Below are 25,548 nucleotides of genomic sequence, written 5' to 3'. Positions count from 1 at the left end.
GCGGGCTCCTACAAGGGGAGTGCGGTCCTCTGTAGGAGCCAGCTTGCTGGCGATGGCGTCATAACGGTGTACCCAGAATCACCAAGGACGGCGCAAACGTCGTCTGCACCGGGCTTCCCACGTTCAGGCCGAGATTTTTTATCTGCTCCGGCTGCGCCAGCGCACAGAGGATTTGTCCGTTCGGCAGCGCGATTCTGACCTCCGAAGGTCCGTCTTCGGCCTCGGAAATTTCCTCGATTTGACCGTCCAGAGAATTGTGTCCGGATTTTGCCGGCTGCCCGATGGCACTTAATTCCAGCCAACCGGCCTTGATCAGGGCGACCACTTCGGTGCCGCTCTGCAGTTCCAGGCGCAGGGTGCTGTCGTGGGTGATCTGCGCCTGGAGCGTGAGGCCGCCGGCCAACGCAAGGCGTACGAGGTCGTTGCGCCCGTGGCTGGCGATGTCCTGCACCGTGCCGTGGAGCTGGTTGCGGGCGCTGGTGCGCAGCATCAAGCGACCGAGCAGGTCGAGGTCGCCGCTGTCTTCGGCCGCTTCCAGGACCTGGGCCTGGAGGGTCTGCAGGCGTTGATACAGACGCAGCACCCGTTCGCCCTCAACCGACAATTTTGCGCCGCCGCCGCCCTTGCCGCCGACGCTGCGCTCCACCAGGGGTTTTTGCGCGAGGTTGTTCAGCTCATCGATGGCGTCCCAGGCCGCCTTGTAGCTCAGGCCCGCGCTTTTCGCGGCGCGGGTGATGGAGCCCTGTTCGGCGATATGTTGCAGCAGGGCGATGCGCTGGGGGCGGCGGACGATGTGTTGGGTCAACAGGACGGGCAGGGACATGGGGCGGACTTCGGGCGACAGGGGTATTGGGCAAGGTGCCTTTCGGTACCATCGACGTCAAGCCATGCCCGTCAGCCCAGGCTGCATGCGATTTCTGTAGGAGCCGGCTTGCTGGCGATAGCGGCCGATCAGGCGATGCAAGGCTGACTGGCCTCATCGCCGGCAATCGAGCGTCGACCGGCGCTCCTACAGGAGATCGTGGCAACACAATACTTTGCGGTGATACGCAAATTTATTGTGGGAGCCGGCTTGCTGGCGATGGCGGCCGATCAGGCAATGCAAGGCTCATGGGCCTCATCGCTGGCAAGCCAGCTCCTACAGGGGGCGCGGTGTCTTTGAGAAGGTTAGCGGCTCTGCGGGCTCGGTGTGCGCGCCAGGCAGTAAACGTCGACCCGTCGCGCACCGGCCTTGATCAGCAACCGGGCCAGGCTTTCGGCGGTGGCGCCGGTGGTCAACACATCGTCCACCACTGCCAGGTGCAGGCCTTCGACCTTTGCGCCGGGCGCCAGGGCAAAGGCCTGCAGCAGGTTGCGCCGGCGGGCCCGGGCATCCAGGCCTTGTTGGGCCAGTGTGTCCTGAATACGCCGCAAACAATGCTCATCGGCGCGGATCTCCAACTGCTCGGCCAACCAGTTCGCCAGCATCGCCGCCTGGTTATAGCCGCGTTGGCGCAGGCGCCGGGCAGCCATGGGCACCGGCAGCAGCAGGTCCGGTCGCGGCAGGCCATTGTCGAAGCGCTCGCGCAGCGCCTGGGCCAGCAATTCGCCGAGCAGTCGCCCCAGCGGCCATTGGCTCTGGTGCTTGAAGCGGGTGATCAGGCTGTCCAGCGGGAAGCGGTAGGTCCAGGGCACGATCACCTGCTCGAAGGCCGGCGGCTGCTTGAGACACTGCCCGCAGGTCAGCCCCGCCATCGGCAAGGGCAGGGCGCAGACCTGGCAAGACTCCATCAGCCAGGGCAGCTCGCTCTCGCAGGGTGTGCAGATCGGGTGAGGGGTGTCGGTGGCTTCATCGCATAACAAACAGTGCTGTTTGTTTTTTAACCAGATGTAAACCGGTCCTCTGTATCGTGGTTGACAGTGCATGAGTCTTCCTTAAATATGCCGAGCATCCGTGTCGCGTCTGTGGGTATTGCCCGCCCCAGCCGCTTGCCCAGCATAAAACAAGGAACTCCGCCGATGAGCGCCAGCACCACCGCCACTTTGCGTCACGATTGGTCTTTAGCCGAGGTCAAGGCGCTGTTCGTCCAGCCGTTCAATGACCTGCTGTTCCAGGCGCAAACCGTGCACCGCGCGCACTTCGATGCCAATCGCGTGCAAGTGTCGACCCTGCTGTCGATCAAGACCGGCGCCTGCCCGGAAGACTGCAAGTACTGCCCGCAGTCCGGCCACTACAACACCGGGCTGGAAAAAGAAAAACTGATGGAAGTGCAGAAGGTGCTGGAGGAGGCCGCGCGGGCCAAGGCCATCGGTTCGACCCGTTTCTGCATGGGTGCGGCGTGGAAACATCCGTCGGCCAAGGACATGCCCTACGTGCTGCAGATGGTCAAGGGCGTCAAGGCCATGGGCCTGGAAACCTGCATGACCCTGGGCAAGCTCGACCAGGACCAGACCGTCGCCCTGGCCGAGGCCGGCCTGGACTACTACAACCACAACCTCGACACCTCGCCGGAGTTCTACGGCAGCATCATCACCACCCGCACCTACAGCGAGCGCCTGCAGACCCTGGCCTATGTGCGTGATGCCGGGATGAAGATCTGCTCCGGTGGCATCCTCGGCATGGGCGAGTCCCTCGACGACCGTGCCGGGCTGCTGATCCAGCTGGCGAACCTGCCGGAACACCCGGAGTCGGTGCCGATCAACATGCTGGTGAAGGTCGCCGGTACGCCGCTGGAAAATGCCGAGGAGGTCGATCCCTTCGACTTTATCCGCATGCTGGCGGTGGCGCGGATCCTCATGCCGCAATCCCACGTCCGGCTGTCGGCGGGCCGCGAGGCGATGAACGACCAGATGCAGGCCCTGGCGTTCTTCGCCGGCGCCAACTCGATCTTCTACGGCGATAAGCTGCTGACCACCGCCAACCCGCAGGCCGACAAGGACATGCAGCTGTTCGCGCGCCTGGGCATCCAGCCCGAGGCCCGTGAAGAGCACGCCGACGAAGTGCACCAGGCGGCCATCGAGCAGGCGCTGGTGGAGCAAAAGAGCAGCGAGCAGTTCTACAACGCCGCTGTCTGATCCCGCGAGGCCTTGCATGTCCTTCGATCTCGCCGCCCGGCTGTCCGCCCGGCGTGCCGAAAACCTCTATCGCCAGCGGCCGCTGCTCGAAAGTCCGCAGGGCCCGCAGGTGGTGGTCGACGGCCAGCCCCTGCTGGCCTTCTGTAACAACGACTACCTGGGCCTGGCCAATCATCCGCAGGTCATCGAAGCCTGGCAGGCCGGCGCGGCGCGCTGGGGTGTCGGCGGCGGTGCCTCGCACCTGGTGATCGGTCACAGCACGCCGCACCATGCCCTGGAAGAGGCCCTGGCCGATCTCACCGGGCGCCCGCGGGCGCTGTTGTTCACCACCGGCTACATGGCCAACCTCGGCGCGGTCACGGCCTTGGTGGGGCAGGGCGATACGGTGCTGGAAGATCGCCTCAACCATGCGTCGCTGCTGGATGCCGGGTTGCTGTCGGGGGCGCGCTTCAACCGTTACCTGCACAACGACGCCGCCAGCCTCGCCAAACGCCTGGAAAAAGCCACGGGTAACACGCTGGTGGTCACCGACGGCGTATTCAGCATGGACGGCGACCTCGCCGACTTGCCGGCCCTGGCCCGTGAAACCCGGGCCAAGGGCGCGTGGCTGATGGTCGACGACGCCCACGGTTTCGGCCCGCTGGGCGCCCATGGTGGCGGTATCGTCGAGCATTTCGGTCTGAGCCAGGAGGACGTGCCGGTGCTGGTCGGCACCCTGGGCAAGGCCTTCGGCACGGCGGGCGCCTTTGTCGCCGGCAGTGAAGAGCTGATTGAAAGCCTGGTGCAGTTCGCCCGGCCCTACATCTACACCACCAGCCAACCGCCGGCCCTGGCCTGTGCGACGTTGAAGAGCCTGGAGCTGCTGCGCACCGAGCATTGGCGGCGCGAGCACCTGAATGCGCTGATTCGCCAGTTCCGCCAGGGCGCCGAACAAATCGGCCTGACGCTGATGGACAGTTTCACCCCGATCCAGCCGATCCTGATCGGCGACAGCGCCCGGGCGCTGCGATTCTCGCAGTTGTTGCGCGAGCGCGGCCTGATGGTGACGGCGATTCGTCCGCCCACTGTGCCGGCGGGCAGTGCGCGTCTGCGGGTGACCTTGTCCGCGGCCCACACTGAGGCGCAGGTGCAGCTATTGTTAGAGGGGCTGGCAGCCTGTTTCAGCTTGTTGGGTCCCGTTGAGCCGTTGGAGCCAAACCATGCGTGATCGTCTGATCCTGTTGCCCGGTTGGGGGCTCGGCATTTCGCCGTTGGAGCCCCTGGCCGCGGCATTGCGCGGGTTGGACGAGCACTTGCGGGTGGAAATCGAACCCTTGCCGGAACCGGCCAGCGGCGATCCGGAGGAGTGGCTCGACGAACTGGACGCGAGCCTGCCGGACAATGCCTGGCTGGGCGGCTGGTCCCTGGGCGGCATGCTGGCCTCGGCCTTGGCGGCGCGGCGCGGCGAGCGTTGCTGCGGTCTGCTGACGCTGGCGAGCAACCCCTGTTTCGTGGTGAGCGACGGCTGGCCCGGGGCGATGGCGAACGACACCTTCGACCAGTTCCTGGCCGGCTGCCGCGCCGATCCGCAGACAACCCTCAAGCGCTTCAGCCTGCTTTGTGCCCAGGGCTCGCCAGACCCGCGCAGTCAGGCGCGACAGCTCCTGGCCGGTGCGCCGCACACCGCCCCCGAGGCCCTGTTGAACGGGCTGGAGGTGCTGGCGCAACTGGATACCCGCCAGGCCCTGCAAGCGTTTCGCGGTCCGCAACTGCACCTGTTCGCCGGCCAGGATGGCCTGGTGCCGGCCGAGGCCGCCAGTGATTTGCTGGCGTTGCTGCCGGATGTCGAAGTCGGCCTGATCGAACAGGCCGGTCACGCTTTTCTACTGGACGACCCCCATGGAGTGGCCGGGGCTATCCAGGCCTTTTTGCATGAGTCCGGTGATGACTGATCTTTCCCACCCTGCCTTGCCGGGCGGCCTGCCTGACAAGCGTCAAGTCGCGGCCTCGTTTTCCCGAGCGGCGGCCAGCTATGACAGCGTGGCCCAACTGCAGCGCGATGTCGGTCACGAATTGCTCGGGCGCTTGCCGACCAACCTGAATCCGTCCCGTTGGCTCGACATGGGTTGCGGCACCGGCTACTTCAGCCGTGCCCTGGGCGTTCGTTTCAACCAGGGCGAAGGCGTGGCGCTGGATATTGCCCAGGGCATGCTGGAGCATGCGCGGCCGCTGGGCGGTGCCCGGCACTTTGTCGCCGGGGACGCCGAACGCCTGCCATTGCAGGCCGACAGCTGCGACCTGGTGTTCTCCAGCCTGGCGGTACAGTGGTGCGCCGATTTCGCCGCGGTACTCGGCGAGGCCCACCGCGTATTGCGGCCGGGCGGCGTCATGGCCTTTGCCAGCCTGTGTGTCGGCACCCTGCACGAGTTGCGGGAAAGTTGGCGGGCGGTGGATGGCCTGGTGCACGTCAACCGCTTCCGGCTGTTCAGCGACTATCAGCAATTGTGTCGGGACAGCGGTTTGCGGGTGGTCAGCCTGGAAAGCCGGCCGCAGGTGTTGCACTACCCTGATGTGCGCAGCCTGACCCATGAGCTCAAGGCCCTGGGTGCGCATAACCTCAATCCGGGTCGCCCCGGCGGATTGACCGGGCGAGCGCGGATTCTCGGGTTGATGCACGCCTATGAACAGTTTCGCCAGGCCGAAGGTTTGCCGGCGACCTATCAGGTGGTCTACGCCATTCTGGAGAAACCGCTATGAGCGCTGCCTATTTCATCACCGGCACCGACACCGACGTGGGCAAGACCACCATTGCCGCCGGGTTGCTGCACGCTGCCCGCCAGGCCGGCCTGAGCACCGCGGCGGGCAAGCCGGTGGCGTCCGGCTGCGAGGTGACGCCCGCGGGGCTACGCAACGCCGATGCCCTGGCGTTGCTGGCCGAATGTTCGCTGCCGCTGACGTATGCCGAGGTCAATCCAGTGGCCTTCGAGCCGGCGATTGCCCCACATCTGGCGGCGCGTGAGGCGGGGGTGATGTTGACCGTGCAGTCCTTGCTGGGACCGATGCGGCAGGTGTTGGCCAAACAGGCCGACTTCACGCTGATCGAGGGGGCCGGCGGCTGGCGGGTGCCGCTGGCGGACCAGGCCAGCCTGTCGGACCTGGCGCAGGCGCTGGCCTTGCCGGTGATCCTGGTGGTGGGGGTGCGCCTGGGGTGCATCAGTCATGCCCTGCTGACCGCCGAAGCCATCGCCCGGGACGGGCTGCAACTGGCCGGCTGGGTGGCCAATATCGTCGATCCGAAGACCTCGCGTCTGGAAGAGAACCTCGCGACTTTGGCCGAACGCTTGCCTGCGCCTTGCCTGGGACGGGTGCCCAGGCTCAAGGCGGTGACCGCCGACGCCGTGGCGCAGCACCTGCAATTGGATTTGCTGGACTAGGCTAGGCGCCGTGGCGTCTGCAGGTTGATCGGCGCTCTCTAGATTCTGCCTATCAAAAGGCAATATGCCATTATTGTTTTTGACGGGTGTTCCTTTGGCAGGTCTGCTTAAATGCACACTGTTGATTCTGCCTCCAGTCGAGTTCGCCCATGGAAATCTCAGGAAATACCGCTGTTTATGCCGGTCTGAGCACTATTCGCTCCGGGCAGAACCGTGTCGACCAGGCCGCCAGCCAGATCGCCGATACCACGATCGAGCGCTCGCTCAAGAGCCAGTCGTCCGATACCCAGGTCAACCGCTTGTTGTCGGTGGACCGCAGCCAGCAGGATCTGGCGAGCAGTATGGTGGACATGTCCCAGGGCAAGCTCCAGGTGGAGTTGGGCGCCAAGGTGGAAAAGGCCTCGGACAAGATGCTTGGCACCTTGATCGATACCTACGCCTGAGGCGTACACCGCCCTACCAGAATTGAAACACGCTCCTACATTGATTTCCCTCGCCCCATAAACCCGCCCCCACCCTCGACTATTCTTTCCTTATCGCCCTCTGCTGCCTTCCAGGCCGCAGGCCTTTTCCTGCGCGTTTCTCAGCCATGTGTGACGAATGGCTTATGAACGACACTTGACAAGGATTGAGCGCAAACGTATGTTTCAAACAACCGTTTGACCGGCGTGGCAAATCGACGCGGTCGCTCATTCCAGGATTCATCAGCAGAGGTTTATCGCTATGCCTGACTACAAGGCCCCCTTGCGTGATATTCGTTTCGTCCGTGACGAGCTGCTCGGTTACGAAGCGCACTATCAGAGCCTGCCGGCATGCCAGGACGCTACCCCGGACATGGTTGACGCCATCCTCGAGGAAGGCGCCAAGTTCTGTGAGCAGGTACTGGCCCCGTTGAACCGGGTCGGCGACACCGAAGGTTGCACCTGGAGCGAGTCCGGCGTTAAGACGCCAACCGGTTTCAAGGCAGCCTACAAGCAGTTCGTCGAAGGCGGCTGGCCAAGCCTGGCCCACGACGTGGCACACGGCGGCCAGGGCCTGCCGGAGTCCCTGGGCCTGGCGGTCAGCGAAATGGTCGGCGAAGCCAACTGGTCGTGGGGCATGTACCCGGGCCTGTCCCATGGCGCGATGAACACCATTTCCGAACACGGTACGCCCGAGCAGCAAGAGGCCTACCTGACCAAGCTGGTCTCCGGCGAGTGGACCGGCACCATGTGCCTGACCGAACCGCACTGCGGCACCGACCTGGGCATGCTGCGCACCAAGGCCGAGCCTCAGGCCGACGGTTCCTACAAGGTCAGCGGGACCAAGATCTTCATTTCGGCCGGTGAGCACGACATGGCCGACAACATCGTCCATATCGTCCTGGCACGCCTGCCGGATGCGCCGGCCGGCACCAAGGGCATTTCGCTGTTCATCGTGCCCAAGTTCCTGCCGAATGCCGACGGTAGCGTCGGTGCGCGCAACGCGGTCTCCTGCGGTTCCATCGAACACAAGATGGGCATCCACGGCAACGCCACCTGCGTGATGAACTTCGACGCGGCCACCGGTTTCCTGATCGGCCCGCCGAACAAGGGCCTGAACTGCATGTTCACCTTCATGAACACCGCTCGCCTGGGGACCGCGCTGCAAGGCCTGGCCCACGCCGAGATCGGTTTCCAGGGTGGCCTGAAATACGCTCGCGAACGTCTGCAGATGCGCTCCTTGACGGGCCCGAAAGCGCCGGACAAGGCTGCCGACCCGATCATCGTGCACCCTGACGTGCGTCGCATGCTGCTGACCATGAAGGCCTTCGCCGAAGGCAACCGGGCGATGGTGTACTTCACCGCCAAGCAGGTGGACATCGTCAAGTACGGCCAGGATGAAGAAGAGAAGAAGAAAGCCGATGCGCTGCTGGCGTTCATGACCCCGATTGCCAAAGCGTTCATGACCGAAGTGGGCTTCGAAGCCGCCAACCATGGCGTGCAGATCTACGGCGGCCACGGTTTCATCGCCGAGTGGGGCATGGAGCAGAACGTTCGCGACAGCCGCATCTCGATGCTGTACGAAGGCACCACCGGTATCCAGGCCCTGGACCTGCTGGGTCGCAAGGTGCTGATGACCCAGGGCGAAGCGCTGAAGGGCTTCACCAAGATCGTCCACAAGTTCTGCCAGGCCAACGAAGGCAACGCAGCGGTCAGCGAGTTCGTCGCGCCGCTGGCGGCCATCAACAAGGAGTGGGGCGAGCTGACCATGAAAGTGGGCATGGCCGCGATGAAGGACCGTGAAGAAGTCGGCGCCGCTTCGGTGGACTACCTGATGTACTCCGGTTATGCCTGCCTGGCTTACTTCTGGGCCGACATGGCGCGCCTGGCGGCCGAGAAACTGGCTGCCGGTACCACCGAGGAAGGTTTCTACACCGCCAAGTTGCAGACCGCGCGCTTCTACTTCCAGCGCATCCTGCCGCGTACCCGCACTCACGTGGCGGCCATGCTGTCGGGTGCCAATAACCTGATGGACCTGAAGGAAGAGCATTTCAGCCTGGGCTACTAAACCGCGCTGAGTTCGCTGCAAAAGCCGCTTCGCCTACGGGGGAAGCGGCTTTTTTTTGCGTGCGGCCCAAGCGATCCGGACAGAAAATATTCCCGACTGAATCGCTAAGAAGAATCGCCGCGCTGCCGTTAAAGAGATGGCATTTGTGACTGATGTCACATTGCCGTGCTTTAGGTCTTACATACAGGCACAATGCCATTTGTTGCTTTGCCGGTCGGAGTTTTACCCTTGCCGCGTTCTTCCGCTGTCCATCTCAGTCATTTTTTAGCCTCTCTGCTGTTGTTGCTTGCGGGGCTTGCGGCTGCCTACGTCAGGGAACTCAACGTCTTCTTCACCTCGCTGTTCAATGTGCTGCCGACCCTGGTGCTGTTGCTGGGCGGGTCCTACTGCGCGGTGTATCGACGCCAGCGCGAGCTGTTCCTGATGGTGACGGTGTACATCGCCTATTTCCTGCTCTCCACCCAGACCGATTATTACCGGGATCACGGCAAGGTCCGCGAGGACGCCGCCGTGGTCTTTCACCTGTGTTGCCTGTTGCTGCCGCTGCTGTTCGGGGTGTACGCCGCCTGGCAGGAGCGCACGCACCTGTTCCAGGACATGGTGGCGCGTTTCGCCGTGCTGCTGGCAGTCGGCAGCGTGGCGCTGGGGTTGGAGCAGAGCTATCCGGAAAGCTTGCTCGGCTGGCTGGCGGAAATTCGCTGGCCGGCGCTGCACGGTGCCTGGATGAGCCTGATCCAGCTGTCCTACCCGGTGTTCTTCGCTTCCTTCGTGTTGCTCTTGGTCCAGTACTGGCGTAATCCGCGACCGCTGCACGCGGCGCAGCTGACCGGGCTGGTCGGGTTGTTCTGGATGCTGCCCAAGACCTTCATCCTGCCGTTCACCCTGAACATCATGTGCAGCCAGGTGATGTTGATGATCGCCGCAGCGGTGGCCCACGAGGCTTATCAGATGGCCTTCCGCGACGAGCTCACGGGCTTGCCGGGACGACGGGCGTTGAACGAGCGCATGCAGCGCCTGGGGCGCAACTATGTGCTGGCGATGACCGACGTCGACCACTTCAAGAAATTCAACGACACCCACGGTCACGACGTCGGTGACCAGGTGTTGCGCCTGGTGGCCAGCAAGCTGGCGAAGGTCAGCGGTGGCGGTCGCGCCTATCGCTACGGCGGTGAAGAGTTCGCGGTGGTGTTCGCCGGCAAGAGCCTGGAAGAATGCATGCCGCACCTGGAGGTGATTCGCGAAGTGATCGCCAACTACCATATCCAGTTGCGCAACCAGGACAACCGCCCCCAGGACGACCAGCAAGGTCGCCAGCGGCGTGCGGGCAGCGGGGCCTCGAGTGTCTCGGTGACCATCAGTATCGGTGTCGCCGAGCGTCAGCCGGAGCAGCGCACCCCGGAAGAAGTGCTCAAGTCCGCCGACCAGGCGCTCTATGCCGCCAAGGGCGCGGGCCGTAACTGTGTGGTCGCGGCAGGGCAGACCCGACGTGGGGCGATCCGCACGGGCGAAGCTGTCGGCTGAGTGATGGTGGAGCATTCAGCGGTTGGACGGTGATTGTCCGGGGCGGGGCAGGGCAGTAGGTTGAGTCATCTGCTGCCGGAGAAACGACCATGCCTGAGTACAAAGCCCCGCTACGCGATATGCGCTTTCTGATCGACCATGTTTTCGATTTCCACGCCCACTACCTCGCGCTCGGTGCCACCGATGCCAGCCCCGACATGGTCGGCGCGATCCTTGAAGAAGGCGCGAAGTTCTGCGAACAGGTGTTGTCGCCGCTGAACCGCTCCGGCGATGAGGAAGGCTGCCATTTCGACAACGGCGTGGTGACCACGCCCCAGGGCTTCAAGCAGGCCTTTGCCCAGTATGTCGAAGGCGGCTGGCATGGCCTGGCGGCGGACCCGGCCTATGGCGGGCAGGGCCTGCCGTTGTCCCTGGGACTGGTGATCAGCGAGATGATCGGTTCCAGCAATACCTCCTGGGGCATGTACCCGGGCCTGACCCATGGCGCGATGTCGGCGATCCATGCCCATGGCACCGAGGAACAGAAAAACACTTACCTGAGGAAACTGACCGAAGGTCGTTGGACCGGCACCATGTGCCTGACCGAAGCCCATTGCGGCACGGACCTGGGGATCATCAAGACCCGCGCCGTGCCCCGGGCCGACGGCAGCTATGGGATCACCGGCAGCAAGATCTTCATCTCCGCTGGCGAGCACGACATGAGCGAGAACATCGTGCACCTGGTGCTGGCCAAGCTGCCGGACGCACCGGCGGGGACCAAGGGCATTTCCCTGTTCATCGTGCCCAAGTTCCTGCCCGATGCCGCCGGCGACGCGGGCGGGCGCAACGGTGTGCACTGCGGTTCCATCGAGCACAAGATGGGGATCAAGGCGTCCGCGACCTGCGTGCTGAACTTCGACGACGCCCAGGGCTTTCTGATCGGCGAGGCCAACAAGGGCCTGAACTGCATGTTCACCATGATGAACCATGCCCGGCTCGGTACCGGGATGCAGGGCCTGTGCCTGGGCGAAACGAGCTTCCAGGGCGCGGTCCGGTACGCCAACGACCGCCTGCAGATGCGCGCGCTCACCGGCCCCAAGGCGCCGGACAAGGTCGCCGACCCGATCATCGTCCACCCCGATGTGCGGCGCATGCTGTTGACCATGAAGGCCTTCAACGAAGGCAACCGGGCACTGACCTACTTCACCGCGCAGTGGCTGGATGTCGCTCATCTGAGCGGCGATGCGACCCAGCGCCAGGACGCCGAGGACCTGCTGGCGTTCCTGACCCCGATCTGCAAGGCCTTCATGACCGAGACCGGCCTTGAAGTGACCAACCACGGGATGCAGGTGTTCGGTGGTCACGGCTTCATTCGTGAGTGGGGCATGGAGCAACTGGTCCGCGATTGCCGGATCGCGCCGATCTACGAAGGCACCAACGGGATCCAGGCGCTGGACCTGCTGGGGCGCAAGGTGCTCGGCAGCCAGGGCAAGTTGCTGCGCGGCTTTACCAAAATCGTGCACAAGTTCTGCGCGGCGAATGCCGGGCATCCGCAGCTCAAGGAGTATGTGGCGCAACTGGATGGCTTGAACCGGCAGTGGGGCGAACTGACCACCCAGGTCGGCATGGCGGCGATGAAGAACCCGGATGAAGTGGGGGCCGCGGCGTTGGACTATCTGATGTACAGCGGCTATATCATCCTGGCCTACCTCTGGCTGCGCATGGCGCTGGTGGCCCAGGCCCAGTTGGCGGACGGGAGCGGCGACGCGGAATATTGCCAGGGCAAGCTGGCGACCTGCGAGTTCTACTTCAAGCGCCTGCTGCCGCGTACAACCACGCATCGGGCGGCGGTGGAGGCCGGCAGCGAGTGCCTGATGCGTTTGCCGGCGGAGCTGTTCGCGCTCTAGCCATTGGCGGGCGGCGTTCCGGCGAAGCCGTCGGAACAGCCGTCGCATGACTCGAATATAACTGCGTGACTAAAAATAACAAAAAAGTCACACATAGACCCTATGTGTTGCAAAAGTTGTTCTGGTAAGCTCGGCCTTAGAAATCGCCCCCATTCGGGCTTATCGTTTAGATCTTGCGAGGTTTGCCATGGCTGACTACAAAGCGCCCCTGCGCGATATGCGCTTCGTCCTCAATGAAGTGTTCGAGGTCGCGAAACTCTGGGCCCAACTGCCTGCCCTGGCCGAGACCGTCGACGCCGAAACCGTCGAGGCGATTCTCGAAGAGGCCGGCAAGGTCACCGCCAAGAGTATCGCGCCCCTGAGCCGCAGCGGCGATGAGGAAGGTTGCCGCTGGGACAACGGCGCGGTCAGCACGCCGGCCGGTTTCCCCGAGGCCTACCAGACCTACGCCGAAGGCGGTTGGGTCGGTGTCGGCGGTGATCCGGCCTTCGGCGGCATGGGCATGCCCAAGGCGGTGTCGGCCCAGGTCGAAGAGATGATCAACTCCTCCAGCCTCGCATTCGGCCTCTACCCGATGCTGACGGCCGGTGCCTGTGTATCGATCAATACCCACGCCAGCGAAGAACTGAAGGCCGCTTACCTGCCGAACATGTATTCGGGCGTCTGGGCCGGTTCCATGTGCCTGACCGAACCCCATGCCGGCACCGACCTGGGGATTATCCGCACCAAGGCCGAGCCACAGGCGGACGGCTCCTACAAGATCACTGGCACCAAGATCTTCATCACCGGCGGCGAGCACGACCTGACCGAGAACATCATTCACCTGGTGCTGGCCAAGCTGCCGGACGCACCGGCGGGGCCCAAGGGCATCTCGCTGTTCCTGGTGCCGAAGTTCCTGGTCAACGCCGACGGCAGCCTTGGCGCGCGCAACCCGGCGAACTGTGGTTCCATCGAGCACAAGATGGGCATCCAGGCTTCCGCGACCTGCGTGATGAACTTCGACGAGGCCGTGGGTTACCTGGTCGGCGAGCCGAACAAGGGCCTGGCCGCGATGTTCACCATGATGAACTACGAGCGCCTGGGGGTTGGCATCCAGGGCCTGGCGTCGGGCGAGCGCTCCTACCAGAACGCCGTCGAGTACGCCCGTGACCGTCTGCAAAGTCGTTCTCCGACCGGGCCGAAGGCCAAGGACAAGGTCGCCGACCCGATCATCGTCCATCCCGATGTGCGGCGCATGCTGTTGACCATGAAAGCCTCGAACGAAGGTGGCCGGGCATTTTCCACCTACGTGGCGATGCAGCTGGACACCGCCAAGTTCAGCGAGGACGCCGCCACCCGCGAGCGCGCGGATGGCCTGGTGGCCTTGCTGACACCGGTGGCCAAGGCGTTCCTGACCGACCTGGGCCTGGAAACCACCGTGCATGGCCAGCAGGTTTTCGGCGGCCATGGCTATATCCGCGAGTGGGGGCAGGAACAACTGGTGCGCGATGTGCGCATCACGCAGATCTACGAGGGCACCAACGGTATCCAGGCCCTGGACCTGATGGGGCGCAAGATCGTCGGCAACGGCGGTGCCTACTACCGGTTGTTCGCGGAAGAAATGCGCCATTTCATCAAGACCGCCGACGCCGGGCTGGCGGAGTTCACCCAGCCGCTGAGCGCCGCTGTGGATAACCTCGATGACCTGACGGCCTGGGTCCTGGATCGCGCCAAGACCAATCCGGACGAGATCGGTGCGGCATCAGTCGAATACCTGCAAGCCTTCGGTTACACCGCCTATGCCTACATGTGGGCGCTGATGGCCAAGGCTGCGTTGGGCAAGGAGAATCAGGAGGCGTTCTACGCGAGCAAAGTGGGCACGGCGCGGTTCTATTTCGCACGTCTGTTGCCGCGTATTCACTCGCTGACGGCATCGGTTAAAGCGGGGAGCGAGTCGTTGTTCCTACTGGATGCCGAGCAATTTTAATTCTTCGGATGTCCTGTAAGCATTTACTTACATAACGCGCTGCTCTTTGCCCCTATCGCCAGATTGGATCCAGCGATAATCTTTGCACCAAGGACGTCGAGCAGGAAGCTCAAAAGCAACAACAGGGACACGTAGGATTCCGCCAGGACGGTGGAGTGAAATGGATGTCAGGGAAACAGTCTGCAAAGCCCCGCTTCGGCGGGGTTTTCTTTTGCCCGCGAAAAAGTCCCGGTCAGTTCAGCCCCTCGCGCGCCACCGGCGGATGCCCGCCCGCGCGGCTCGTCACGTCTTCGAGCAAGGTGCGCAACAACTCCAGCGTCGCCTGCTGACGCTGCATATCCCGGCACACCAACCCCACTTTCAAGGCGACACGCGGTTCGGTCAGCGGCTTCCACAGCAGCAGCTCGTCGTCATGCTCATGGCGCGAGCGGCCCGGGAGTACGGTCGCCAGTCGTGTGTGGGGCAGGCTGTCGAGAATACCGGCCATGTTGTTCAGCTCGGCCTGGACCTGGGGGCGTCGACCCAGGTTGGCCAGTTGTCCCTGCCAGATCTGCCGTATCTGGAACTCCTCGCCCAGCAGCAACATCGGCAGTTCGGCGGCCTGGCTCAAGGAGACCTTCTTGAATTCGCGCAATGGATGATCGCTCGGGATCACCAGTTGCAGTTCGTCTTCGTACAACAGCACGCCGTGCAAGCCGGGCTGGCGCGGCGGCAGGTAGCTGATGCCGATGTCCAGCGAACCATTGAGCAGGCGTCGCTCGATCTCCATGCCGGTCAGCTCGTAGATCTGCACCACCAGGTGCGGCTGGGCCTTGCGCACCTGTTCCAGCATCTGCGGCACCAGGCTGGTGTGTACGGTCTGCAGCACACCAATGGCCAGGGTCCGCAGGGCCTGCCCCTGGAAGTTGCGCAGGTCGTCGCGGGCCCGTTGCAGACCATCGAGCAGCGGCAGCGCGTGGTTGTAGAGCGTATGGGCGGCGAGGGTGGGCAGCAGGCGCTTGCTGCTGCGCTCGAACAGGCTCACATCCAGGTTGTGTTCGAGCTGGCGGATCTGCTGGGAGAGGGCTGGCTGCGAGATCGACAGGCGCTCGGCGGCGCGGCCGACATGGCCTTCTTCATACACCGCGACGAAATAACGCAGTTGCTTGAAATCCATAAGCTGTACTTATCGAAAATGCTCGAAAAACGAAATGGCCGCGGGTGCCGGGGAGGCCTAGTCTACCCCCAATTCATAAGGCTTACAGGGCCATAGAGCGCGATGAATACGGTTTGCGTGGATGGTGTTTACATAGGCAAGGCAAAAAATCTCGGGCAGGGTTTGGTCGGCGACACGGATAAACACCGGGTTGCCAATCGGCTCTGGCTGTGGCCACAGGGCCTGGGCAGCGACGAGCACGGCGACCCGCGTTTCCACACCGGGCCCGAGCGGGCGCTGCACCACTATCCCGCCGAGCATTACGCCTACTGGCGCAAGCGTTATCCACAGCTCGACTGGGCCGCACCGGCTTTTGGCGAGAATCTGTCGACGCGGGGCCTGACCGAAGAACAGGTTTGCCTGGGCGATCTGTTTCGCTGGGGCGGCGCGTTGTTGCAGGTCAGCCAGCCGCGCTCGGCCTGCTATCGCCTCAGCCGTCTCGGAACATTGCCGGATCTGCCGCAACAGGCCCAGGACACGGGGCGTTGCGGTTGGTTCTACCGGGTGCTCAAACCAGGGTTTGTCAGCGCCGATCAACCGTTCGAACTGATCCAGCGCAGTTATCCCGGCCTGACCGTGGCCTGGGCACTGCATGCCTTCTACCAGGAACCCCTCGAGCATGCGGGCCTGAAGAAACTGGTGGACTGCCCGGCGCTGTCTTCGCGCTGGCGCGACACGGCCATCAAGCGCCTGCGCAGCGGACGGGTGGAGGACTGGTCGGCCCGGCTGCTCGGCCTGCCTCTGGAGGGGCTGCGCGCATGAACCTGTTCAGCTTGCGTCGCACGCCGCCGAGCCTCGATGACCTGACGGCCGAGTACCGGCAATCCACCCGGCGTGACAGTGTCAGCGATGAATACCTGATGCCGGCTGCCGAGCGTCCTGCCCCGGTGTTCGTTCGCGGCCAGGGCTCCTGGGTGTGGGATAGGCAGGAACAGGCCTATCTGGATTTCAGCCAGGGCGGTGGCAGCAACAGTCTCGGCCACAGTCCTGGCGTTCTGGCCCGGGCCTTGTCCGACCAGGCCTACGGCTTGATCAACAGCGGGGCCGGATTTCATAACCAGGGACAATTGAATCTGGCCCAGCGCCTGTGTGAAAGCACCGGTTGCGACCAGGTGCATTTTTTCAACAGCGGTTCCGAAGCCTGTGACGGCGCGATCAAGCTGGCGCGCAAATGGGGGCAGCTGCATCGTGGTGGCGCGTCCCGGATCATTTCGCTGAGCAACGCCTGCCACGGCAGTGGCTTCGGTGCCATGGCGGCCTCGGCGCCTGATGCCTTCGACAATCGTTTCGAACCCCAACTGCCGGGCTTCAGCCAGGTGCCGTTCAATGACTTGCCCGCCTTGCATGCCGCCGTGGATGCCAAGACCGTCGCGATCATGCTGGAACCGATCCAGAGTGCTGCGGGTGTGATTCCGGCGACCGGGCACTACCTCAAGGGCGTCGAGCGGTTGTGCCGTGAGTTGGGCATCCTGCTGATCGTGGACGAAGTGCAGACCGGCATGGGGCGCTGCGGCGCCTTGCTGGTGGAGCAGCAGTACGGTGTGAAGGCCGACATCATCACCCTGGGCAAGGGCCTGGGCGGCGGTGTGCCGCTGGCCGCCCTGCTGGCGCGGGGCAAGGCCTGCTGCTTCGCGCCGGGCGAAATCGGTGGCAGCCATCACGGCAATGCCCTGATGTGCAGCGCCGGGCTGGCGGTGCTGGAGACGCTGCTCGGCGGCGATTTCCTTGCTCATGTCCGCGAAACCGGGCAGTACCTGCGTGATGGGTTGGCGCGCCTGGCCCAGCGTTATGCCCAGGGCGAGTTGCGCGGCAGCGGGCTGCTCTGGGGCCTGGACCTGGGCGACGACTCGGCGGATGCGGTGCTCAAGGCGGCGCTGCAGGAAGGGCTGCTGCTGGATGCGCCGAAAGCCGATTGCCTGCGTTTTTCACCGGCACTGAACGTCAGCAAGGGCGACATCGACGAGATGCTGCTGCGCCTGGCCCGCGCCTTTGCCCGTGTGCGGACCGCCCAGGTCCAATGCCGCAAGGGCATTGCCGTCTGACATTGAGCGGCGCCTTTTCCCCAACGAATTCCCGAACCGTCTCGCGGTATAACGCGTCGCCCTGTGCCTGACTCTTTTGGCACGGGGTGTTTTTTTGTGGGCGACGTTCGGCACACGCCGCTGGCATAAGGACTCCCTTCAGGAGTCCGGGCATCGCGCAGAAATACGGCCTGCAGATATTGGCCTAGCGCTCTCGGCGATTGCGTGAGCGATCCTGGGCGAAGGTGCGCAACCCGCGGTGGGCGCTGGTTTGTCCACGAATCAGGCCGGTGCGCTCGACAGGTTCAGCGGGCGGCACAAGAGGGCTGGAAGGCGGCAGTGTTTGTGCCAGCTCCGCGGATTCGTTCGAGGACACTGGACCTTCGGAGTCGGGAGAGGTCGGCAGGGACATGGGCGTTTCCTTGGAAGAGGAACGCCCATTTTAGCGGATAACGCCCGCTCAGTCCCGGCTCAGGTCCGTGTAGAGTGCCGGACGGCGGTCCAGCAGGTAGCGGTTGCTGGCCCGTGAGGTTTGCATCAGCGAGCGGTCCAGGGTGGCGACGATCAGGGTTTCATCCAGGCCGGCTCGGGCCAGGCGGCTGCCGTCCGGTGCGGCGATGCTGCTCTGGCCGCAGTACTGGATATCGCCCTCATGGCCGCAGTAGTTGGCGTACGCCACAAAACACTGATTCTCGAAGGCCCGGGCGCGAATGGTGACATCGGCGACGAAGTCGAACGGCACCATGTTGGCGGTGGGCACCAGGATCACCTCGGCCCCGCTCAGGGCCAGGCGCCGGGTGTTTTCCGGGAATTCGACGTCGTAGCAGATCAACAGCCCGAATTTCCAGCCGCCCAGTTCCACCACCGGAAAGTGATCGGGCCCGGCACTGAACATCGAATGATCCAGGTCGCCGTAGAGGTGAGTCTTGCGGTAGTTGCACAGACTCTGGCCGTGGGCATCGATCAACTGCACGGCGTTGTAGATCCGACCGTCTTCATCACGCTCCGGGTAACCGTACACGATGGCCATGTTCGCCGCCCGGGCGAGGGCGGCAATCCGCTGTGCGCTGGCGCCGTCGCGGGCCTCGGCCAGGGTGCCGACCGCTTCGGCACCGATGTTGTAGCCGGTCAGGAACATCTCCGGGAGCACCAGCACGTCCGCCCCCCGGGCCTCGACGGTCAGGCGCTGCAAGCGTTGCAGGTTGCCCGCGACATCCAGCGGTTGCGGCGGGCATTGGTAAAGGGCGATCTGCACGAGCGCGTTCCTTTCAGTCGGCCAGGGCAATCGGACCGATGTCATTGAAGACATCGCCCGGTCCCGGGTTCTCGGCGTGGGTGCGGCCACCGAAGTGGTTCATGATGCCCCATACGGCGTTCAGCGAGGTCTGGACCGCGCCTTCGACCCAGGCCGGCGTCCAGGACACATCGTCACCGGCAATGAAGATGCCGCGTTGTTCGGCGGGCATGCCGGCCTGCATGAAGTGCGCGTACATCCGCTGGTTGTAGCGGTAGTGGCCGGGCAGGGCGCCTTTGAAGGCCCCGAGGAAATGCGGGTCGGCTTCCCAGGACACGGTGATCGGATCGCCGATGATGCGCGCGGCGATATCCACTTTCGGGTAGATCTTCTTCAGCGCGTCCAGGGCCAGTTTCACCCGCTTGTCGATGGGCTGTGGGAGCATTTTCAGGGCGTCGCTCATCCACGAGTATGACAGGCAGATCACCCCGGGCTTGTCGTCGCCGTTGTCGAACAGGTAGGTCCCGCGGGTCAGGCGATCGGTGAGGGTCATGCTCATCAGGTCGCGACCAGTCTCCGGGTCCTTGTCCTTCCAGAACGGGCGGTCGACCATGACGAAGGTCTTCGAGGACTGCATGTAGCGCGTGCGGTCCAGGGCCATCCACATCTTCTGCGAGAACAGCGATTCCTCGCACTCGATCTGGGTGGTCAGCAGCCAGCTCTGGCAGGTGGTCAGGACGGCGGCGTAGTGACGGGTATCGCCCCAGTTGTCGGTGACCGCGAACTGGCCGTCGGCGGCGCGGGCAATACGCTTGACGCCGGTGCGTGGCGCGCCGTGGTGCAGGCTGCTCAGGCTGGTGCCGGCCGGCCAATGGGCGCAGCGCTCCGGTACATGGCGCCAGATCCCCAGCGGCACTTGTTCCACGCCGCCGACCACCAGGTGCTGGTGGTCGTCGCAGTTGGTCATCACCACGCGGAAGATTTCCAGCATCGAGTTGGGGAAGTCCGAATCCCAGCCGCCGGTGCCGAAACCGACCTGGCCGAACACTTCGCGGTGCTGGAACGACAGCTTGGCGAAGGCTTTGGAGGTGGCGACGAAATCGTAGAAGGTGCGGTCGTCCCACAGCGGGACCAGGGTGTTCCACAGTTCTTTCAGGCGCGGCACATCGCGGTCGCGAATGGCCTGCTGGATATCGCCGAAGCGTGCGCCGTCTTCCAGGGCATCGGCCCAGGCGTCGGCCACTTCCTGGAACAGGGCGGGCAGGTCGGCGAGTTTCTCGGCGTAGTAGGTTTCGCCTTCGAGATCGATCACGGTGCTGCCGGACGCCGGGGTCAGCGGGTTGGGGAAGGGCTTGGTCTCAAGGCCGAGCTTGTCGACGTAGTGGTAGAACGCCGTGGAAGAGACCGGGAAACGCATGCCGCCCAACTCGGCGATGATGCCTTCGGCGCCTTCGAAGGACTGGGAGCGCAGGCGCCCGCCCATTTTCGAGGCTTCGTAGACGACCGGCTTGAGGCCCAGCTTCATCAGTTCGTAAGCGGCCACTAACCCTGCGATCCCGGCGCCGACAATCGCCACCTCGGCGCCGTGGTTTTCCGCCGGGATGCTGCCCAGCCCGGCTGGGTGTTCGATCCAGTCGTCGAAGGCGAAAGGGAAATCCGGGCCGAAGATGGTGATGGGTTTTTTACCGTCGGCAGGGTGGCGATTGTTCTTGTTCATGGCAGACCTTACTGGCGACTCGGGCCGGGCGGTGTGTCCGGCTGGAGTATAGATAGGAAAAGACTGACGCCATTGTAGGGAGCTGGGAGTACGTTAATAAGACGCAGAGTGTCGTCGTTTTGATGGTTATTGATACTTTATGACGACACTATTTTTCGAATCGACGAAATCCTGTAGGAGCTGGCTTGCCAGCGATGAGGCCCTCAAGATCGCTGAAAGCTTCGGCGCAGGCTCAACATCTGTGGGAGCCGGCTTGCTGGCGATGACGATCTGTGCGGCACCACCAAAACCTCAGCCTGCCGGCTGATCGTGAGCAAGCTTGCTCCCACAGGAACCGCATTCAGGCAGTCAGCCACTGGTGTTAAACCGGCTGGCCCCGATCCACCTTGCTGCTGAGAATGATCGAGGTGGTGGTTTTCTCCACGCCTTCGACACTGCCGATCTGGTCGAGCAACTGGTCCAGCTGTTCCGGCGAATCGCTGCGCAGCCAGGCCACGTAGTCGAACTCGCCGCTCACGGCGCAGAGTTGCTGGACCTGCGCCATGGCGCTGAGGCGTCGCACCACATCCTTGCCCGAGCGCGGCTGGACCGTGATCCCCACGTAGGCCTGCAGGCCGCCGTCGACCACTCGCTGACCCAGGCGTACGCCATAACCGGTAATGATCTTGGCCTTTTCCAGGCGTGCCAGCCGCGAGGTGACCGTGGTCCGCGCGATCCCCAACTGCCGCGCCAACATCGCCACGCTTTCGCGGGCATTGATCTGCAGGGCTGAAATCAACTGACGGTCGATTTCGTCGAGAACGGGAGGGCGTGTGTCGGACAAGGTCGGGCTCCGGTAGCGGGTGTCGAGAGTGTTGTCATGTTACAGGCTTGAAGAGTCCGCCGGTCGCAGGCCGGGAATCTGGTAGCGGGTACTGCGTCCGCCCCCGGGAAGGCGATAGAGGCAGCCTTTTTCCAGAAGATCCGCCAGATGGCGAGTTGCTGTCGCCTTGCTGACTTTGGCGACTGCCTGGTATTGCGCGGCATTGATGCCGCCTTCGAAGCCCCTCTCGCCACCATCGAGCAGCCTGTTGAGGACTTTGAGTTGTTCCGGCGAGAGTTGAAGATGGCGATGTTGTTGCCAGTACCTTGCCTTGATCAGCACCCGGTCTATGTTGGCCTGAGCCTGTTCCAGGCTGCGTAGAAGGGTTCGCAGGAACCATTGCAGCCAAGGTGTGATATCCAGCGAGTCTTTCTGGCTGGACTCGAGTATTTCGTAATAGCCCTTCCGGTCTTCGAGAATACTCGCGGACATCGCATAGAAACGAATGGCTTGTTGTTCGCCCTGTGCCAGTGCCAGATCAGTGAGGGTGCGGGTCAGACGCCCATTGCCATCATCGAATGGGTGCAAGGTCACGAACCAGAAATGAGCGACGCCTGCACGCAGTAGCGGATCGAGTGCCGTATCTGCCTGACTGGCGTTGAACCAGTGGATAAACGCCGTTAGCGCTTCGTCGAGTCCAGCACGCGGTGGTGCCTCGAAATGCACGACAGGTCGATCCAGGCGTCCGGAGACCACCTGCATCGGCTCGTTACCGCGCAGCATGCCGATACGAATTTTCGGTGCCAGAGGGCTTTCATCGGTCTGGAACAGCAGGGTATGCCAATGCAGCAGCCTCTCCAGGCTCAACGGCGAGTCATGGTGCTGCGTCGCATCCAGCAGCAGCTCTGCCAAACCCTCGCTGCGTGGGCTTGTGGATTGGTCGGCACTCAGCCCCAGGCGTCTTGCTAACGAGGACCTGACTGAGCCGACATTCAACGGCTCTCCTTCGATGGCCGAGGAGGTGATGATGTTTTGCAGCAAGGCATCCAGTTCGTTCTGGGCGCTGCTGTCCTCGCCTATGGCTGCGGTCATGCCGAGCAAGCGTCCCTGGGCGTGTCCGCATTCCAGCAGCAGTGGCGCCAGGGCCTTTTCCTGCCAGGTGAAATGAGGCCAGTCGGGCTGTTGCCAGATCCAGTGAGGCAGATCGTTCATAGAAGACTCCGCATGAGCGTGAGCCGAATAAATGGCTTATTCGGCTCATTTGGTGAGCCGATTGTGCGATTTATTCGGCTCATCGTCTAGTTGGGAGGCGCTTATATCTTGTTCTAGCGGTCCCATCCTTCAGTTATGCCGGGTTCTGCGTATCGCTACCGCAGAAACGACAAAGCCGTGTAATAGGCGGCTTTCAAGATGGTGGGCCCACACGGACTTGGACCTGGACCAAAGGATTATGAGTTGCTGGGTGAGCTGATATGCCTAGAGCAACCGTTGGCATAGCTGGGGGCCTGATTTTACTGATGTTGAGCGTAGTTTGCAGAAGCTTGCTAAAACTGAGTTCTGTACTCAGACGTATTGCTTCTGCAGCTCACGTATCCGTCGTTGGCCGTTTTTATTGGTGCTGGGTCGTAGGGAGAATCTACCCTAACCCGGTTAACCGAGTAGCCTCAAAAAGAGGTGGTGAAAATATTAATGCAGAAAGCTAAGCTGTCTTTAGATAGAAGTTCTCCATCTGCGATGAGCGTATCGTGGTGTGATAATTAAATGCTTGGTGTAGATGCTTAGTCGTCTTCCATTAATTTGAAGACTCGTTTGACAATCATAAGTAATGTTAGGACTAAGTTTGTAGTGAGGAATACCGATGTTGAGAATAGTAAGTTCTTGAAGTCGTAATTTTCAATTGTGGGCCAGAATCCTTCGATTGCGGATACGTTTTTTGGGGGGGATGAGGTAAGATACGCTATCAAACACGAAACAGAAGAAAAAACAGCGATGATAACCGCGTAAGAGATGTTGACAACTAACTCACTTAATAGTTTCTTATGCAGGCTGTATCGTCTAATTGGAGCGTCTTCAACGGATTCTAAACTCCCTGAGTTTAATTCGGCTAAATTAGAGGCCGGTTTGATAAGGCCTCGTTTAGCTTTACTTAGAGTTAATAATTTCTCGGTTGCCCTTTTGTTTTGGTCGTAAACAAGGACTAGTAGATTTAGTAAGAGGCCAGCGAAAATTGCACAAACAGAAGTCAGCAAGCTTATAGTGTTGGCCTTGTCTGTGATTTCCGTTCGATAAACCACTGCAGCAGTAACCGCAGGGACGACCAAAAACATAAAAATATCTGGCCAAGAAATTTTGTCAGTAGCAGAATTTCGGATCGCTGATCTGAAATGTTTGGCCAAAATAAACAATATATTTATTTTTTGGCTCATTTGGCTACTTTCCTGATGAATTCTTTCATGATGTCTTGTGCGTACTTATGAAGGCTTTCAGGATTCGGGCTGCCGTTGACCATTGTTACATTGTCTTCATCTATATCTATGGCAGCGATAGGCTCGCCGTTGCGAAGAGAAAGAACTTTTTTTCGTCCTCCCGACTCTACCACAGCTTTGACGTCCGTCGAGTAATCCGAAAGCATCTCAACATAAGATCGATTTGTTCCATCCACCTTGTCGCGTAACCCTTTAATGTTTCCAAAACCCATGCCTCGCTTTGGTTTAAGTATTAGCTCCGCGCGCTCCACCCCTAAGTTGTCCGCGATATCGGCACCCTGATCAGTTAATACATAACGGCCAAGTCGGATTTCTTTTACATCTGATTTGTCGAGCCACTCTTTTACTGAGCTTTCATGTGCAAGCGGCGGCATTTGCACGTTGAGGCCTACCATTTTGTTAAAATAGTTGCCAAACTCTTTGTGGAAAAAAGATTTGACGCCCTTGTTTCCCGCAGTATGAAGAAGAGTAATGCCAGTCTTGCTTTTGTTTGGGATGCAAAAGTTAAAATAAAGGGATCTTACGTCGGTTTCATCATGCTTTTTATCATGAGTTTTTTTCTTGCTTTTTATGTCGACAATACTTCCGGCAAGGCCGTATTCACCGTATTCTAGCCAGCCATATACACTGCGGCCTTTCTTTTCAACTTCAACGACCTGGATGGTTTTTTTTGCGTCCTTGTCGTCGTGCATTTCTGCTTTTAAAGTTTCCAGAAACGCGAAAATAAACTCTAGCATGTCATTTGTTCGGATGCTATCCAACTCGTGGTAGCGCTCTCCTCGTGGACCATCTAATAGATTATCGTGAACTTTAAGCGTGTAGGCCGAGAGAGAGTGCATACGATTCCTTTCGAGATTTTTTAATAATCAAAAATTGTGGGTAGCCAGATAGTGGCTTTATAGTAGCCCCACTTTTTCTACAACGCACGCTTGCTCAGCGTTTTTTTCTCTAAGCCTTGATCTAGGCAGCTGAGTCGTTGAGCTGATCGGCTGGAGGGAAGGCTAGCAGGGAGGGCTCAACGCTCTGGCTCGCCCGAAATACATAACGTCAGGTAGGGCTTTTTTGAAGACTGATCTGATGAAAGTGAAAGGCCATTTCCAAGAGGTGTCCCAACCCTTGCGATGCGATATGGTCATACCAAGCGTCTCAGTGGCTTTCACTCTTGTGGGCGTAAAAGACCGGTGATCATGTATTTCTGACGATGATGGGCCAGCTGGATCTCTTCGCTGGCGTGACGCTCTCGAACGCGTGGCTGTAGTGATCTAATGAAACTGGACACCCATTTTCTGCCCTGTTGCCCTTGCTGGCCGAAGGTGCTGTCGACATGTTTCAGTTAAATTTGCACACGTTTTCCACGTTGCGTCAGCCAAGCACGGCAACTACATTTTGATCATCGCTGCAAACTCAGCGATCGGGCTGGACACCCGTGGTTTTCAAAAGTAGTCGCACAATACCGCGCAAGCGGTATGCTTATGTTCGCTCTATGGCGGACTGTGCGCGGGACATCCCTTGGGGATGTGCTGGGTCCTACTTTTCCCGGTTGTCCACCTGCGTACAGTTCGCCACCTTTTCGCTGGACACGAAAATGTACGAACTCCTTAAGGTATTTCTTTAGGTAGGAGTTTTTACCTGTGATCAAGAAAATCATCCCCGATCCGCCTCCCGCATCCAAAGGTTCCAAACCAGATGACGGAAGCGCTCTCTTTCATGGCGTTGTTGATAGC

Annotated in this window: 22 protein-coding genes; 12 read left to right on the top strand and 10 right to left on the bottom strand. The window is 61.4% G+C overall.

The features are described 5' to 3' along the window. Positions 1-58 precede the first annotated feature (58 nt). A complete protein-coding gene (locus tag UCMB321_RS24820) occupies positions 59-823 on the bottom strand; it encodes a TOBE domain-containing protein (RefSeq protein WP_040071313.1) in 765 nt (254 codons plus the stop codon). 344 nt (positions 824-1,167) lie between these two features. Beyond that, positions 1,168-1,905 (bottom strand): ComF family protein, encoded by a 738-nt coding sequence (locus UCMB321_RS24815; RefSeq protein ID WP_040071312.1) that lies wholly within the window; start codon positions 1,903-1,905, stop codon positions 1,168-1,170. A gap of 93 nt (positions 1,906-1,998) precedes the next feature. Between UCMB321_RS24815 and bioB the strand changes: the two genes are divergently transcribed. From bioB to UCMB321_RS24765, 10 genes are all read left to right on the top strand, one after another. Next, positions 1,999-3,054, top strand: a complete 1,056-nt coding sequence (gene bioB / locus UCMB321_RS24810) for a biotin synthase BioB (protein WP_040071311.1) — start codon at positions 1,999-2,001, stop codon at positions 3,052-3,054. A gap of 16 nt (positions 3,055-3,070) precedes the next feature. Continuing rightward, on the top strand, positions 3,071-4,261 hold the full coding sequence (gene bioF, locus UCMB321_RS24805) for an 8-amino-7-oxononanoate synthase (RefSeq protein ID WP_040071310.1): 1,191 nt from the start codon (positions 3,071-3,073) through the stop codon (positions 4,259-4,261). Next, complete coding sequence (locus tag UCMB321_RS24800) at positions 4,254-4,985, top strand: alpha/beta fold hydrolase (protein ID WP_040071309.1); 732 nt, start codon at positions 4,254-4,256, stop codon at positions 4,983-4,985. Before bioF ends, UCMB321_RS24800 begins: the two co-directional genes overlap by 8 nt. Next, on the top strand, positions 4,978-5,790 hold the full coding sequence (gene bioC / locus UCMB321_RS24795) for a malonyl-ACP O-methyltransferase BioC (RefSeq protein WP_040071308.1): 813 nt from the start codon (positions 4,978-4,980) through the stop codon (positions 5,788-5,790). Before UCMB321_RS24800 ends, bioC begins: the two co-directional genes overlap by 8 nt. After that, a complete protein-coding gene (gene bioD / locus UCMB321_RS24790; protein ID WP_040071307.1) occupies positions 5,787-6,467 on the top strand; it encodes a dethiobiotin synthase in 681 nt (226 codons plus the stop codon). The genes bioC and bioD overlap by 4 nt, the downstream gene beginning before the upstream one ends. Before the next feature lie 149 nt (positions 6,468-6,616). After that, on the top strand, positions 6,617-6,910 hold the full coding sequence (locus UCMB321_RS24785) for a hypothetical protein (RefSeq protein WP_040071306.1): 294 nt from the start codon (positions 6,617-6,619) through the stop codon (positions 6,908-6,910). 280 nt (positions 6,911-7,190) lie between these two features. Then, positions 7,191-8,996 carry a phenylacyl-CoA dehydrogenase gene (locus tag UCMB321_RS24780; protein ID WP_040071305.1) on the top strand — a complete coding sequence of 602 codons (1,806 nt, stop codon included), beginning with the start codon at positions 7,191-7,193 and terminating at the stop codon, positions 8,994-8,996. A gap of 228 nt (positions 8,997-9,224) precedes the next feature. Then, a complete protein-coding gene (locus tag UCMB321_RS24775) occupies positions 9,225-10,517 on the top strand; it encodes a GGDEF domain-containing protein (protein WP_040071304.1) in 1,293 nt (430 codons plus the stop codon). 89 nt (positions 10,518-10,606) lie between these two features. Next, positions 10,607-12,403, top strand: coding sequence for an acyl-CoA dehydrogenase C-terminal domain-containing protein (locus UCMB321_RS24770; RefSeq protein ID WP_040071303.1), 1,797 nt, complete (start codon positions 10,607-10,609; stop codon positions 12,401-12,403). Between the two features lie 187 nt (positions 12,404-12,590). Further along, positions 12,591-14,369 (top strand): acyl-CoA dehydrogenase C-terminal domain-containing protein, encoded by a 1,779-nt coding sequence (locus UCMB321_RS24765; protein WP_040071302.1) that lies wholly within the window; start codon positions 12,591-12,593, stop codon positions 14,367-14,369. Between the two features lie 232 nt (positions 14,370-14,601). Here the strand turns inward: UCMB321_RS24765 and UCMB321_RS24760 are convergent, their stop codons facing one another. Continuing rightward, positions 14,602-15,525 (bottom strand): LysR family transcriptional regulator, encoded by a 924-nt coding sequence (locus UCMB321_RS24760; protein WP_040071301.1) that lies wholly within the window; start codon positions 15,523-15,525, stop codon positions 14,602-14,604. A 102-nt stretch (positions 15,526-15,627) separates the two neighbouring features. Here UCMB321_RS24760 and UCMB321_RS24755 point away from each other — a divergent pair, with 102 nt between their 5' ends. Together UCMB321_RS24755 and UCMB321_RS24750 are read left to right on the top strand one after the other, a co-directional pair. Next, the gene (locus tag UCMB321_RS24755; protein ID WP_040071300.1) at positions 15,628-16,326 is read left to right on the top strand and encodes an MOSC domain-containing protein; all 699 of its coding nucleotides are present in this window, start codon (positions 15,628-15,630) and stop codon (positions 16,324-16,326) included. Then, positions 16,323-17,606 (top strand): aspartate aminotransferase family protein, encoded by a 1,284-nt coding sequence (locus tag UCMB321_RS24750; RefSeq protein WP_040071299.1) that lies wholly within the window; start codon positions 16,323-16,325, stop codon positions 17,604-17,606. Before UCMB321_RS24755 ends, UCMB321_RS24750 begins: the two co-directional genes overlap by 4 nt. Before the next feature lie 184 nt (positions 17,607-17,790). Here the strand turns inward: UCMB321_RS24750 and UCMB321_RS24745 are convergent, their stop codons facing one another. The 7 genes from UCMB321_RS24745 to UCMB321_RS24720 all read right to left on the bottom strand — a co-directional run bounded on the left by UCMB321_RS24745 (position 17,791) and on the right by UCMB321_RS24720 (position 24,663). Next, entirely contained in the window at positions 17,791-17,997 is a 207-nt protein-coding gene (locus tag UCMB321_RS24745) for a hypothetical protein (RefSeq protein WP_040071298.1), read from the bottom strand. 48 nt (positions 17,998-18,045) lie between these two features. Next, entirely contained in the window at positions 18,046-18,840 is a 795-nt protein-coding gene (locus tag UCMB321_RS24740) for a carbon-nitrogen hydrolase family protein (RefSeq protein ID WP_040071297.1), read from the bottom strand. A 13-nt stretch (positions 18,841-18,853) separates the two neighbouring features. Beyond that, positions 18,854-20,536, bottom strand: coding sequence for a flavin monoamine oxidase family protein (locus UCMB321_RS24735; RefSeq protein ID WP_040071296.1), 1,683 nt, complete (start codon positions 20,534-20,536; stop codon positions 18,854-18,856). A gap of 361 nt (positions 20,537-20,897) precedes the next feature. Further along, positions 20,898-21,359: an Lrp/AsnC family transcriptional regulator gene (locus tag UCMB321_RS24730; protein ID WP_040071295.1), complete on the bottom strand. Its 462-nt coding sequence runs from the start codon at positions 21,357-21,359 to the stop codon at positions 20,898-20,900. A 39-nt stretch (positions 21,360-21,398) separates the two neighbouring features. Continuing rightward, complete coding sequence (locus UCMB321_RS24725; protein ID WP_040071294.1) at positions 21,399-22,550, bottom strand: Fic family protein; 1,152 nt, start codon at positions 22,548-22,550, stop codon at positions 21,399-21,401. A 566-nt stretch (positions 22,551-23,116) separates the two neighbouring features. After that, positions 23,117-23,764 carry a hypothetical protein gene (locus UCMB321_RS30845; RefSeq protein WP_157016062.1) on the bottom strand — a complete coding sequence of 216 codons (648 nt, stop codon included), beginning with the start codon at positions 23,762-23,764 and terminating at the stop codon, positions 23,117-23,119. Beyond that, on the bottom strand, positions 23,761-24,663 hold the full coding sequence (locus tag UCMB321_RS24720; RefSeq protein WP_040071293.1) for a hypothetical protein: 903 nt from the start codon (positions 24,661-24,663) through the stop codon (positions 23,761-23,763). The genes UCMB321_RS30845 and UCMB321_RS24720 overlap by 4 nt, the downstream gene beginning before the upstream one ends. Positions 24,664-25,548 lie beyond the last annotated feature (885 nt).

It is taken from the genome of Pseudomonas batumici, assembly GCF_000820515.1.
GTDB classification, from domain to species: domain Bacteria; phylum Pseudomonadota; class Gammaproteobacteria; order Pseudomonadales; family Pseudomonadaceae; genus Aquipseudomonas; species Aquipseudomonas batumici.
Note: the sequence above shows the minus strand (reverse complement) of the source record. Positions and strands in the feature narration are given on the sequence as shown.